The organism is Methylobacterium nonmethylotrophicum (assembly GCF_004745635.1).
Taxonomy (GTDB): Bacteria; Pseudomonadota; Alphaproteobacteria; order Rhizobiales; family Beijerinckiaceae; genus Methylobacterium; species Methylobacterium nonmethylotrophicum.
Genome location: NZ_SRLB01000003.1, coordinates 1 through 13,002, shown reverse-complemented (window position 1 = coordinate 13,002; position 13,002 = coordinate 1). Strand labels below are relative to the sequence as shown.

General features: G+C 59.8%; 11 protein-coding genes. 8 read left to right on the top strand and 3 right to left on the bottom strand.

Annotation, left to right across the window (positions count from 1 at the left end; translation table 11 throughout):
• Positions 1-202 precede the first annotated feature (202 nt).
• Both EU555_RS04800 and EU555_RS04795 read right to left on the bottom strand, forming a co-directional pair.
• Positions 203-1,045 carry a restriction endonuclease gene (locus tag EU555_RS04800; protein WP_245524146.1) on the bottom strand — a complete coding sequence of 281 codons (843 nt, stop codon included), beginning with the start codon at positions 1,043-1,045 and terminating at the stop codon, positions 203-205.
• Between the two features lie 128 nt (positions 1,046-1,173).
• Entirely contained in the window at positions 1,174-4,116 is a 2,943-nt protein-coding gene (locus EU555_RS04795) for a class I SAM-dependent DNA methyltransferase (RefSeq protein ID WP_205820775.1), read from the bottom strand.
• Between the two features lie 742 nt (positions 4,117-4,858).
• Between EU555_RS04795 and EU555_RS04785 the strand changes: the two genes are divergently transcribed.
• The 3 genes from EU555_RS04785 to EU555_RS04775 all read left to right on the top strand — a co-directional run bounded on the left by EU555_RS04785 (position 4,859) and on the right by EU555_RS04775 (position 6,593).
• Positions 4,859-5,212 (top strand): hypothetical protein, encoded by a 354-nt coding sequence (locus EU555_RS04785; RefSeq protein ID WP_135413525.1) that lies wholly within the window; start codon positions 4,859-4,861, stop codon positions 5,210-5,212.
• Positions 5,213-5,393: 181 nt separating this feature from the next.
• The gene (locus EU555_RS04780) at positions 5,394-5,654 is read left to right on the top strand and encodes a hypothetical protein (RefSeq protein ID WP_342636463.1); all 261 of its coding nucleotides are present in this window, start codon (positions 5,394-5,396) and stop codon (positions 5,652-5,654) included.
• Between the two features lie 669 nt (positions 5,655-6,323).
• Positions 6,324-6,593: a hypothetical protein gene (locus EU555_RS04775; protein WP_245524145.1), complete on the top strand. Its 270-nt coding sequence runs from the start codon at positions 6,324-6,326 to the stop codon at positions 6,591-6,593.
• Between the two features lie 683 nt (positions 6,594-7,276).
• Here the strand turns inward: EU555_RS04775 and EU555_RS04765 are convergent.
• Positions 7,277-8,215 carry an ABC transporter substrate-binding protein gene (locus tag EU555_RS04765; protein ID WP_281041270.1) on the bottom strand — a complete coding sequence of 313 codons (939 nt, stop codon included), beginning with the start codon at positions 8,213-8,215 and terminating at the stop codon, positions 7,277-7,279.
• Positions 8,216-8,482: 267 nt separating this feature from the next.
• Between EU555_RS04765 and EU555_RS04760 the strand changes: the two genes are divergently transcribed.
• From EU555_RS04760 to EU555_RS04740, 5 genes are all read left to right on the top strand, one after another.
• On the top strand, positions 8,483-8,842 hold the full coding sequence (locus EU555_RS04760; RefSeq protein WP_135413519.1) for a hypothetical protein: 360 nt from the start codon (positions 8,483-8,485) through the stop codon (positions 8,840-8,842).
• Positions 8,839-9,084 (top strand): hypothetical protein, encoded by a 246-nt coding sequence (locus EU555_RS04755; protein WP_135413517.1) that lies wholly within the window; start codon positions 8,839-8,841, stop codon positions 9,082-9,084. The genes EU555_RS04760 and EU555_RS04755 overlap by 4 nt, the downstream gene beginning before the upstream one ends.
• 370 nt (positions 9,085-9,454) lie before the next feature.
• Positions 9,455-10,211, top strand: a protein-coding gene (locus EU555_RS04750; protein ID WP_135413515.1) for an IS5 family transposase whose coding sequence is annotated in 2 segments (ribosomal slippage) — positions 9,455-9,786 and positions 9,785-10,211 — 759 coding nt in all. Because the reading frame shifts where the segments join, the coding sequence is not laid out codon by codon here.
• A 552-nt stretch (positions 10,212-10,763) separates the two neighbouring features.
• Complete coding sequence (locus EU555_RS04745) at positions 10,764-11,501, top strand: hypothetical protein (RefSeq protein ID WP_135413513.1); 738 nt, start codon at positions 10,764-10,766, stop codon at positions 11,499-11,501.
• Positions 11,502-11,689: 188 nt separating this feature from the next.
• Positions 11,690-13,002: tandem-95 repeat protein (locus tag EU555_RS04740; RefSeq protein WP_167858437.1), on the top strand; the 1,313-nt coding region annotated here is incomplete at its 3' end.

The following is a 13,002-nucleotide window of genomic DNA, read 5'->3' as shown; positions in this document are numbered from 1 at the left end:
TGGAATTGCAGCGAATTTCGAATTTGCCCCAGGTCGGGGCAAATCCCACCGGACGCGCTGGTCGCCCGAGCGCGTCGAGCAGGCTTAGATTTCTGGATTTGCCGCAAAAGCTGCGGTTAGAAAGTCAGCATAGACCGTACCTGACAGCCCATTCAGAGGCCGAATTGGGGCGATCTCTCAATATTCACGATGTTGTTACGTGTTAAGCCTTCGGTGCAAGGAAGTAAACTGGGGTAAGAGGAAGTTTCTGGCGCGCTGTATCACTCAGGTTGCCATAGTTCTCTATCCACAACGCAACCAGCTGCTCGGCAGTAAGTAGGGTGATTCTGCAGCGCTCTTGATTGCGCGCGTAGTCTGACGCATCTTTCGTGAACCCAGCCAAGCAGACAAAGATTCCCATATCACCGTTACTAATTGTTGCAATGAAAGATCTTACCCCGTCGACATCAACTTTGTTCTGCCATCGTTTGACTTGTACTTTGATGCGTGGCCCTGTCGCTCCGAGTGGATCGGTGTAGGCGATGATGTCTACGCCACCATCTCTTCCCGGGGGAGATACCCAAGAAACAAAATATTTCATTCCGCGCAGGAGGTCAGCGACGATATCTTGGAATTCGAACGGGTCTGTTGCCTTAAGAAATTGCTCGATCTGAGTCCAGGCTTGATCTTGTGCTGCCTCAAGGACGACGCTTAAGCTGTCAACGCTGTCCTCGGATACAACCCCGTCAAGATTTTCTGCCTGATCTGTAGAGACGGCATCACGTCTCTGCTTCCATTGATCATATAGGCGACACGCTTCTTTGTAGAAAGCTTCGGAGTCTACGAATTGAATATAAGCTTTCTGGCCCGAATCGGTTACGGTCCAAACGCCTTTCTCTTTCTGAAGCCAGCCAGCCTTTACGGGCCCGATGGTTGAGAAGCGCAAGATCTTTTCGAAGCGTTGCGCACCAGACGCGTAGTTTCCCTTTTCAAACTCGGTGAGTTCGAATGATTTTGCTACCTCAGGTATTACGGCAGATGCTTTGATTCCGGCGGGGTCGGTCATGAGCAATTCGAACAGTCTGCGGAGGAACTGACCTGTTCTCCGTCTCGTGATATCCGCCATTGCCCGTCAGCTCCAATCCTGATGTTCGTATGAATACCCCTAACCTACGCGATGTGGGAGCTCGCCTCTCAGGCAACGTCGCGATCCTTATCGTCTGCCGGGGCGCTCGCAGGAGCGGATCCCTGCTGCGCGGCGCGCTCGCGGTTGAGCTCCAGGAGGCGCGCGAGCGCATCGTCGGTCGTGATGTCCTCCGGCCAGTCGTAGGCAGCCGCGACGGCCGTGTTCAATTCCCGGTGCGCCTTGTCGAGCCACTCCGGCCGCAAGTTGTAGAGGTTCGTCAGAGTCCGGGTCTTTAAGACCGCTGCCGCCTCTGCATTCACTGGTAGGATCCGATCTGGAAACCCCGGCACGACCTCCGGCTCGACCCGCACGAGGTCCGCTGGGTTGAGCCAGTTGCGGCGGAGCTCGTCGAGTCGTTTTGCAGCAGCAGCTACACGGACCGCCCTAGGATCGACCGCATAGGTGGCGGCTGGAAGATCTGGTGTGAGGCCATGTGGAAACGGGAAGGTCTCGAACGTCGTAGTGGGCGTGTAACGTGGATCGTTGCCGGCTCCGAGCCAGGTGCATAATCCAAGAGACCACGCTTCGTGGAAGCGCGAATGCAAAATGCCGAATGTCGTATCGTCGTCTTTGGCGATCACCGTGAGGTTCTTGTCGGCAGCAATTCGGCCGTCTAGCCAAGAAAACAGCCGATACTTGGAGACCTCAGGGGTCACGATAAACCGCACAAGTCCCTTGACAGCGGCGTGCATCTCGGGTCGGGGACGCCATAAGCGAAGCCATGGCGCGGTGGAAATTGCGCTTCTCTGTCGAAATGGACGAATGAACTGATCCGCGTAGGCGTAAGGACTCTCGAACAGCGGCGCATCTGCATCGCTTACCACGCCAAAGTCCAAGAGCCACACGTCACGCGGGCGCCGGGTGATGTCGAGGCCGTTCCGGTATGGCTTAAGTAGGTCCGCGTTCTTGCGCCCATTCGGGTTCGCTGGCTCAAGCAGCCATTGCCGAGCGAGGCTTCCCGGTACGTCGAAGGGGCCGGTCTTCTGGATACCGACAAATCCGACCCCGGCATTCTCCTTAAGGCGCTTTGCACGGGTCAAATCCAGCCCGACCGCACTCGCTGCGGACGTGAGATCAGCGTTGATGTGCTCGACGGGTGTTCCGTTGAGCCTGGCGCCGGCATCGGCAGCTTTTTGATCGAAGCTTACGAGGCTCACTCTTACGGCAGCGCCCTCGTTAACCCACTCTTCGTCTGACCACGCATCTCGGACGGCGAGATCACGGACGATCTCGTCTAGCACAAGGCGGTTCTTACCACCCCGTACCGAGTTGGTGGCGACGAGACCGGCCCGCCGCGCACGGTCGGAGAGAATGGCTTCTCGGGCCTTCACGAACCACCAGCAAACCAGATCCGATGAGGGCGACACCCGACCTGCATACGCGGACCGGATCTTGCCAGTGTAATCCTCCCCCAGCGCCCGGATCATCTTCTTCACGCCGAGGAATGGCGGGTTGCCGACTATAACTTCAGCCTTCGGCCACTGCGCCTCAGTCCCGTCCGTGTTCAAGAGCGCATCCCGGCACTCGATGGTGTCGAGGGGCTTGAGGATCGGGTTGCGCGAGACGTCCCATCCGTTCCGGCGCATCCATTGGATCTCGCCAATCCAAACCGTGATCCGAGCAAGCTCGGCGGCGAAACCGTTGATCTCGATTCCCTTCACAGCCGCAGGGCCGATGGCCGGGAATTCTCGCGGCAGCACGACGGGATCGAGCGTCTCGGCCTCGATCATCACCTGCTGCTCAAGGTCCTTCAGAGCCAGGAGGGCGAGGTAGAGGAAGTTGCCGGACCCGCAGGCCGGATCTAAGACGGTGAAGCCCCTGAGGCGCGTTAGGAAAACCCTGTACCGGCCCACTGCGGCATCCTGCGCCTTCGTGCGAGCTGAGGCAGACTTGGCTGTCCTAGATCGGCCTAGTGCCTCGCTGATGCTCGCCTTCACGACCTCCCACTCGGCGAGTAGGGGCCGGATGATGACCGGCTCGATGATGAGCATGATCTTGGCTCGATCGGTGTAGTGCGCACCGAGCTGGGATCGCTTGCCTGGATCAAGGCCGCGCTCGAAAAGTGTACCGAAGATCGTTGGATCGATGTCGGCCCAGTCCAGCGCTGCGGCCGACGCCACAAGCTCGATGTCCTCCCTGTCGAGCGGCAACACTGTATCATCGTCGAACAGGCCGCCGTTGAACCAGTCGACACTCTGCCAAGCCGCCATTCCGCCCGACCGCATCGCGCGGAAGAGTTCCGATGCCATGGCGGTGAACTGGCCGGGCATGGTCTTCGCCTGCATCAGCATGCGCGCGAAGAGCTGGTCTGGCAGGAGGTCTACGTCCTCAGCGAACATGCAGAAGACGAGCCGCTGGATGAAGTGCGCGACCTGTTCCGGCGTGTGGTCGCGATCGCGGAGACGCTGCGCCAGCCGGGCGAAGTCGGAGGCCGCATGCTCGGTCAGCGCATGCCGGGTGAGACCCGGGCGTAGCTTCTCCGGGTCGGACAGGACGGCCTTGAGCTTCTGCCTGATAGCAGGATCTCGCAGGTCCTCGAGCGTCATTTCGTGCCGTTCGCTGACCGTGTTGTTCCAGTTCGTGTGGATGTGGAATCGCTCCAGGTCGCAGACCACTAATAGCGGAGGATTCTCGAGGGCAATGACGTATTTTTGGAGCTGAGCAAAAGCAGCTTGAAGATCAGCACCTTTCCCTTTGTACTCCCAGCCAAAGTGTCCGCGTTTCCAGACATCCGCCCATCCCTTGCCTCCTGTCGTCTTAAGTGCGCCTCTCTCGAAACAGTAGGTGCTGCCTGTGGGATCGCTGCTTGGCGTAGGTTCGCCGAGAAGGTGACAAAGGTCTACGAAATGCTCCTGAGCCGCCGAGCGCTCCTTCAGTGTCGAGGCTTTCCACTTTGATATGAAGGCGTCTGGTGTCATTGAACCGGCCCATGCACGGTCAAGTTTGAGCATGAGTGTGGGTACGGCGTCCAGCGATCTGACTGTCACCGGCACAAGGAACGGTGCTTCACCTGAGGCGGCTCGGCAAACGCGATTCTGACCGGCTTATCCACAAGCCATTCGTGTCTCATTTTGGGACTCAACTTTACAATCAGACATGCCAAAGACACCATCTGCTTACCGATGCTGCCTTGCAGAATCGGCGTACGTGTATGGAGTAGCGTATGTGTAAGCGTAACCGTTCGCACCGTCTCACATTTGAAGAGGCAGTGGACGTTCACTCTCGCCTGCTTGATGGCGAAATCTACTCACGCATAGCGGCGAGTTACGACGTGAACCAAGGCCGCATCGCAGACGTGAAGTTCGGCCGTCTTCACCCTGGCAGTTACGAGGAGGCCTTGCGCCGCCGTAGGGCCGCCTAGTTGACGGCAGGGTGGGACGGTTTGAACCCGCCCTCCTTTCTGAATTTCTAGACCCGGCCGAGCACCCGTCTGTCCGGTAGCAGGTGCAACTAGCAATTCCCGTTGCGACAAACGTCGGCGCGGTTATTGAACGGACATGCATGCCCATTTATAATCTGTCCTGAGTAGTAGGATGCCACATGATGAAAGATTCGGAACTTCGGGGAGTTATACTCCGCAAGCTGTACGATCTGCGTCGAGATGATGGATACCATAGGCTGACTTGATCCGATATCGCAGACTTCAATGCAAACGATCATGAAAGAATTGGCAGACAACTAAACGAGAAAGGCTTGGTTGAATGGCACGCAATGATGACTCCAGGCGATAGTTGTGGCAGGATTACAGCATATGGTGTTGATGTTGTAGAAGGTGATACGCAGCCTCCGATTGCGATCAATCTACACGACAGCCGTATCTCAGTATCCAGATCCAATTTAGTCCAGATTGGAAGTGGTCATTCGCTGCACAATACTGGCAGTATCGAGATTGGACGTGTCATAACAGCCATAGATAGCTGCCAAGCTTCACCAGATGAGAAGCAAGAAGCCAAATCTCTGTTCGAGAAGCTTGCTGCTAATCTTGCATTCTCAAGCATCATCGGGGCTATCATGGGTATGGGGTCGGGCGCTACGGGTGCGCAGTGATCTCACCATAGTGCACGGCCGGACCTGAGAAGTTCACAAGCCCGGCCATCGCGACTACCCGGCGTGATCGAGATGTGCGTCAGGTGTCCCGGAGCCCCCGCCAGCATGTCGATCGCGAGATCCGCACCACCGTGCCGGTAGGTGTCTGGCCTGTTCCTTCCAGCCCCTGTTGATCACACACATGATGCTCGACACCGACACCGTCCAAGACCTCTACATCCTCAAGCGCATCACCGACGAGCAACTCGAAGCAGCTGTCACGGACTTCCTGAACGATCCAAAGCCCAGTCCTCGCCCGCTCGCGGAAGGCGTCGCGAACAACGTCTGCGCGATCATGGCAGCCGACCCTCACGCTCAGGGGATCTTGGCGGCGGAGCACTCGTCCGAAGCGGACATACACGCGGCTGTCCGGACCGCGATCTTGCTGGCGCCGGTCGGATGAGCCGGGTGGTCTTCCTCCTCCTGGCGGCATTGCTCGCGCTAGCATGCGCGGTGGGAGCCATCGTGGCGTTGTGGCGCGCAGCCCGGCGCCTCGATAATCGGAGGCGTCGGTGACCCACCCTCCCGCTGACCCCAACCCCTCGACCTCGTCGCCCGCGAACTGCACGAGCACGCCCGCCGTCGCGTCGAGAGCTTCCCGGCGTGGGAGGACCTGAATCCGGCCGACTCCTGGCACGCCGGCCTGATCCGGCTCGCCTCCAATCGGGCGCGTGATGACGCCCAGCAAGACCTTGTGGTCAGGATTGCTCAGGCGATCGTCGACTCCGAGCGGGCTGCCGGCGAAGGTCCCGCTGACGAGCTTCCCTGAACAGGTCGCCATAGCGTGTTTATGGAACCGAAATTGGCCCCTCCCGGAAGTCCTCGGAAGTTCTCGTGCGGGGTTCGGCGATGGTCGCAGTCGAGGGGCAATCTATCGGCCTCTACCAGGGCCTTGCGGCGGCTCGGCTGATCTGCGCTAGACTGCGTGCGCTTGCTGGTGGCCCGCACTCCCCGGCGGGCGGCGGGCCGGGCTCGCGATCCCCCGATCCCGGGCTCGGCTCGCTTTCGAAATCAGCGCTCAGTCTCGAGAGCGGCAATCGCCGTGCGACTGCCCCGACCTAGCTGTCCGGGCATGAGACGCCGCAACCCGCGCCGGGCGTACGACGAGAAGGGCCGAGAGATCGCGCCGCCTACGGTCGGTGACTGCCGCGCGCGGGGCGAGACCACGGCCGCCGCAACCTGCCACGGCTGCCACCACCACGTCGTCTTCAGCACCGATCGCTTCCCAGATTGGCTGCCGTTCCCGGACATGGCTCTGCGCCTGCGCTGCTCGGCCTGCGGCTCCCGCGACGTGTCCGTGATGATGGACATCCAGGCGCACTACGCCCGCCTGAACGCTTAGCTCGGATGGCGCATGCAGTCGGCCGGGCCGCTGCCGGAGAGCTACCGTGTCGTCGGCCGGGACATACCGTGGCCGGACCGGCGCTGAGGGCAAGAAGAAGCCCGCCGCAGCGGGGAGGTGCCGGGCGGGCTGAAGGAGGTCATTGATGGTCCGCGTGCGCCCCACGGCGCGGGGCAGATAGGAGCCCGGCCAAGGTCAGAGCGTCTATGACCTGTGATGAATGAACACGAAAAACCCCGCTGGGCGGCTGCCGGCGGGGCTGAAGTGGTTATGAGACGGAAGATACGCCGGGCCAATGAGGCTGCGCTAGAACGGTTCCAAGTGGTGCTGGCCTGCGATGCGCGTAAACGTCGCCCTGGCTGCTCCCAACCGGCTTTCTGGCTTCAACAGCTAGGCTCTTGTGTTGCAGCGCACACTGCGACGATCGCGCTGCAACAAATGGCTCCTGTGGCTCGTTGACTGGGCATGTCCAGTCTGCACCAGCGCTCTACCGCTCGCCTTCCCGCCACCAGCCCGACCCGTCTACCGCTCGTCCCGCGAGAGATCTACGCGAGCTATGCGGAAGCAATGACCGGGATGCTGCGCGTACGCATCAAGGCCGAACGGCCCACCAAGACAAGCGAGTCTCTGCCCGCCGCAGGATCATTCTACACCTAAAGAGCGACTCGGGCCCGCGCACGATCCTACTCGATGACAATGTCGGCTCGTACGAGCATGGATGGCGGAACAGTCATTCCGAGCATCTCGGCCGTCTTGAGATTGATGGCAACCTCGTACTTGATCGGCTGCTGGATCGGGAGATCGCCGGGGAGTGCGCCTCTCATGATCCTTCTGACGTAATCGGCGCCTTGCCGGGACATGGCGGGCAGGTCAGGCCCGACGCTCACCAACCCTCCGGCCGCGACGGTCTCCTTGAAGCCGCCGCTCGACGGAAACCGATAACGATTGGCGAACTCAGCGATCTCCCTTCCGAGGGAGAAGGTCAGAGAGCCGGATATGACGACGAGCGCGTCGTCTTTCGCCTCTCGCATCCGGTCGAATGCATTGGGGAGATCGGCCGATTTCTCGAACTGGTACTTGTCCAAAGTAACCGTGTATTCGCTTGCCAAGCGATCCAAGGCGGAGATTGCCGGCACGATGTTGGGATCGTTCCTGGCACCGAGGACGGCGACGCGTGACAGGCCTGGCTTCAACTCCTTCAGGAATTGCAGTCTTTTCCCATACGTCTCCATGGCCGCTTCGAACGTGACGCCTGTCATGTTCCCACCGGGACGAGACAGGCTGTCCGCCAGTCCGATCACCACTGGATCTCCGACCGAGAGGAAGACGATTGGAAGAGATGGCGGTGCAACCTTCTTGGCCGTTGCAGTCGCGACCGTTCCCCAGGTTATTAGAAGATCAATTTGTGGTAACATGGGTTTGATCGCATCTGCTATCGCGTCCGGGCGCGGTTCCACGTTGGGCGTGATGAGAAAAACATCGGGCTCCCGCAAGCCGATCTCGTCGAGTGACTGTCGCATTGCATCCGAGAGCTTCTGGTGGGAGCCACCGCTTCCGGGGAGGATGTGCCCGATGCGCCAGAGCTTCGATTGCTGGGATAGAGCTGTCGATTTCGCCGCCAAGCATCCGAATGCGGAGCACACAATTGTTCGTCGGCTGATAGGCATTACTGACCTCGAATGAACGTCACGCTTGAACGGGTCCGTCACTGCGCTACCAGCTTGATTGCGTGGGGATCTTAGAACGCGCAAGTTTGAAAATGTATCAGTCAGAGTGGTCGACGCGCACGATCTGGTCAGCGGTCTGGCTCGTGCTGCGGACCGCACCAAGATAGGATCCCGTACCGGGGAGGCGCTGGGCAGCCGCACAGGAGCGGGATAGATCGCCCTATGAGCATCCCACCCGCCGTCCTCACCTGGTCCCGCGGCCTCGCCGGCCTCTCCCCCGGCGTGTCGCCCTGTCCTGGCCTGCGCCCCGAGGAATGGCGCGTGACGCTTGAGCGCTGCACCGCGTTCGTCGACCGCTGGGGCGCCCAGGCTCACGAGATGGGGTGGGACACGCTGCGGCTGTTCGGGGTGGGGCCGAAGACCGGCACCATCCGCGGCGATTTCTGCGGGATCCTCATCCCGCTATCGGTCGACGTGCACGAGGTCACGGCCGAGTGGATCAAGCTCGGGAAGTGGACGGCCTACCGGCACGAGCCGGTGAAGATGCCGGGCATGGTGCCGATTTGGGAATTCCAGCGATGACCGTCGGCGAGGCGTACAAGGCGAAGCTCCTCACATGGGAGCGGATTGACAGAGCGGTATCAGCCTACCTCGCCGATTCGTCTAAGCTAGCCGTGCTGGAATTCGGCGGTAAGCGCCTCGACGTGGCTGCGGCCGTGAATGCAAACCCGTGGGCTCGGGTTTTCGTCTCAGATCGCGGCTTCACCCAGGAGCAGCAACGCATGGCGGTGCGAACGGCGATCTTGCTGGAGCTCGTTGGGTAAGTATGTGTGGACCTTCGCCGAATTAGCTTTTGTCGGTGTCTGCCAACGGGGCCGATATGAAAGGATCGCCCTTGATCGTGTGAGAACAGAGGGGGCAGTCTGTAGAAATCGGCTTTTGCTCGGTAGCTATTATTCATTGGTAGACGAGCACCGGCCGACTTCTGATAAAAAAACGCCCCCGTCACCCTTTTCGCTTCTGTTTATGGTTGACTGATCTGAGAGAGCGACTAGGATTGGTCGATATCTCTCATTGTGCATCGACTAAACTCGTTAGGTCCAATCCCTGTCGAGGGTTAGGGTCTAAACCTGTTCAAGATATTGCAATGATGGGCGGAATGTGATTCGACGCGTCTCCCTGATGGAGGGGCCTATGGCAGAGCTGTTCTGGCTGTCGGACGAGCAATGGCAGGCGATCGCGCCGTTCATGCCCACCAATCAGCCCGGCGCTCATCGCAAGGACGACCGCACCATCCTGTCGGGCATCCTGCATGTCATCAAATCCGGCTGCCGCTGGAAGGACTGTCCGAATGAGTACGGTCCGCCCACCACCGTCTACAATCGCTTCAACAGGTGGTCGCGCCGCCGCTTCTGGACCGGCATGCTGGAAGCCCTGGCCAAGGTCGGATGGTCGGGCGAGGCCGCCGCCCTTGACGCGACCTACGTCAAAGTCCAGCGCGCCGCCCACGGCGGAAAGGGGGGCCCGCGAACAGGCGATCGGCCCCTCGCGGGCGGGCCCGACCACCAAGATCCACGTCCTCACCGACGTGATCGGCCGCCCAGGCGTCATCCACCTCACCCCCGGCAACGCCAGCGACGTCAAGACCGCCCCCGCCGTGCTGGAAAAGGCGCCCGGCCCGGTGCGCCGGCTGATCGCCGACAAGGGCTACGATGCCGACTGGCTGCGCCAGGACCTGCGCGAGCAGGGCATCAGCGTGATCATTCCCGGCACTCGCGCCCGCAAGCGCAAGATCCGCCTCGACAAGCGGCGCTATCGCGATCGCTGGCGGGTCGAGGCGGTGTTCTGCCGCCTCAAGGACTTCCGCCGCATCGCCACCCGCTACGACAAGCTCGCTCGCAACTTCGCCTCGGCTCTCGCACTGGCCACCGTCATCGCGTTCTGGTGCTGATTGAGTCTCAACCCTAGTCTTTTCGTTAGTCCAGCAGCGGGGCGTAGCTGCCGAGCAACCGCCGTCGATCAAGCGGTGCGAGCTGATCGAGCGCGACCATGGCTGGACCGAGTGCCGATGGATCTGTTTCGGCATGGTGGAGGTGGCCGGCGAGCTGTTCGCCACGGCTGCCGAGTAGGACCCGTGCAAGTCCTCTGAGGGATCGAAGTCGGGCACGTAGCTCGGCGGGATCGATGTCAGGCCTCCAGGGGCCCCAATGATGAATGGTGGAAATCTTCGTGGTCCTGATGGTGCGGATGCGCCAGCCATGCGCCGGCGGCTAGTTCAGTTTGGGCATAGATATAGAGGGGTAGGGATAGAGAGAGTCAGAGGTAGAAAACCGGGGAGACAGCCGTCCAGCCGTCCATAGCCGCCGGACCCCTTTCGGATCAGAGACTTAGGCTTAAAGCCCGGCCGTCCATCAGCCGTCCGGGCGAGCGCCCGCAGCCGCCCAGGCGTGAGGCGCGGCATAGAGTGCAAGCGGGGCTCAAACTTCGGCCAGATGAGCCCGAAGTGCCGAACCTGCTGGCCGGCAAGGAGTCGCCCACCGCCCGCGTCGCCCGCGAGCTGGCGGAGGCCCGCCGGCAGCAGCTCACCCCCGAAGGGCGCCGCGCCGCCCTTCAGGAACGGATCGACCGCGAGAAGCAGGTGATTGACAGCGTCATGCGCGGTCTGCCCGACACGCCGGCGCATCCGTCCGCCGCGACGATCGCCGATGCCCGCGCCCGGATCGAGCGCCTGACCCGCGAGCGGGCCGCGCTTGCGTCCGCGATCCCGGCCGACCGCCTGCCGGCGCCGGTCAAGCCCGCCATGGTCGAGGCGGTCGCGCCGCCTCGCCGGCCGACAAAGTTCTGCGGCTTGCGTCCCGGGTGGAGCGATCCGCCTGGGCGCTCGGGCTTCGGGGCGCCGGGCGCAGCCTCCGGCCCGATCGAGGCGACGGTGAAGCCTGACCAGATCCAGGCGAACGTGAAGCCCGACCAGGTCAAGGCGCAGATCGAGGGTAAGGCTGAGGTGTCGGTCACGGTGAAGGTCGACGGCCCGGGTCAGGTCACGGGTCTCTCGGCTTCGTCCTCGGGCGACGTGCGGGCGAACGTGGGCTCGCGCGGGGGTCCATACCGCAGACTGCGAGCAGCCCTGGTGGGCACTGATCGCCGGGCACTCACCCGACACCGGCTCTGGATCCTTTCCGGGGCCGGGGTCGGGCGGATAGTAGGCGAGCCTGTATCCGGCAGTCTGGGCGCCCTGTATTGATTACGCCACTCATCCACTCCGCCGCCTTCTGTGCTGGTCAAATTGAGCTCGACTCCCTTGAAAGTAGCGTATACAGTCATGGTTGCCGCATTAACCTCGGATTGCACTAGGGATAGCTGCTTATGTAATTGATGCAGATACGTATCAGAAAAAATAGACACGGCCTGCATCATGTGAAGCTATGCCTTATGGAGGACGCCATGGGATACAATATTTCAAGTAATTTCGACAGCACGACCGAGGGATGGACAGGTCTGTCTGTGTATATATATGATAGTAATTCAACATCAGTTAGATCTACTGCTTGGTATAATGCTCAGGTAGACTATTACTATTATTGGAACGGCTCATATTACAGCTCGTACCCCATATATAGCGGATCTATTTACCAAAGCTCAGCATCTTCTTATCCTTCTTCAAACGGTCAATTCGAGTATTTCAGTGCGCCTTCTGCGTACCTCGGAAACAAGTCTCAATTCTACGGTGGAGAAATCAGCTTTCATCAATGGGCAGAGGCTGGCACTGATCAGGCAGACGATGTTGTCATAACAGGTGCTAACGGTAAGACAATTGTCTTTGATATTAATCAATATTCTGGCTGGAGCTATCAAAGTATATATTTAGATGTCAGAAGCGCTTGGAAATTGCAACAGACATCAACAATCAACGACATAGAGAATATAAATGCCACAAGTGATGATATTAAGTCTGTGCTCTCTAATGTATCATCAATAAGAATTAGAAATGAATTTGGAAATGATAGCCAGTTAAATTCTGCTCTAGATTATTTCAACATGCGTAAAAATACTGCTCCGGTTCCGGGGTCTTATGCGTCGATCAGTCTCAAGGAAAATTCATCTATATCTATTTCAACTAACAGCATCACGTCATTGGCCTCTGATGCAGAAGGGGACGCGATCAGTCTTTATTACGCGAGCGCATTGAATGGCACAATTACATATGCACAAGGAGAAATTATATACACTCCAAATCATAACTATTCGGGTCGAGACACGATAACATACTATCTTTCAGACAACGATAGTGGATTTTCATCCGGATCTTTCTTCGTAGACGTGAATGCTGTCAACGACGCGCCGGTAGTAGCGCAGGCGCTGACGAACAAGTCTGTGGCCGAGGACACGCGCTGGAGCTACACGATCCCGGCCGGCACGTTCTCAGATATCGACGGGGACGCCCTGACACTCTCGGCAACGCTGGAGAACGGCAGCCTGCTTCCCAGCTGGCTGAACTTCGACGCAGCCACGCGCACGTTCTCAGGCACGCCACCGCAGGACTACAACGGCAGCCTGGCCCTGCGGGTCACCGCCAGCGACGGGACGCTCAGCGCCGCCTCCAGCTTCACCCTGACGGTCACGCCGGTGAACGACGCGCCGGTAGTGGCTCAGGCGCTGACGAACCAGTCTGTGGCTGAGGACACGCGCTGGAGCTACACGATCCCGGCCGGCACGTTCTCAGATATCGACGGGGACGCCCTGAC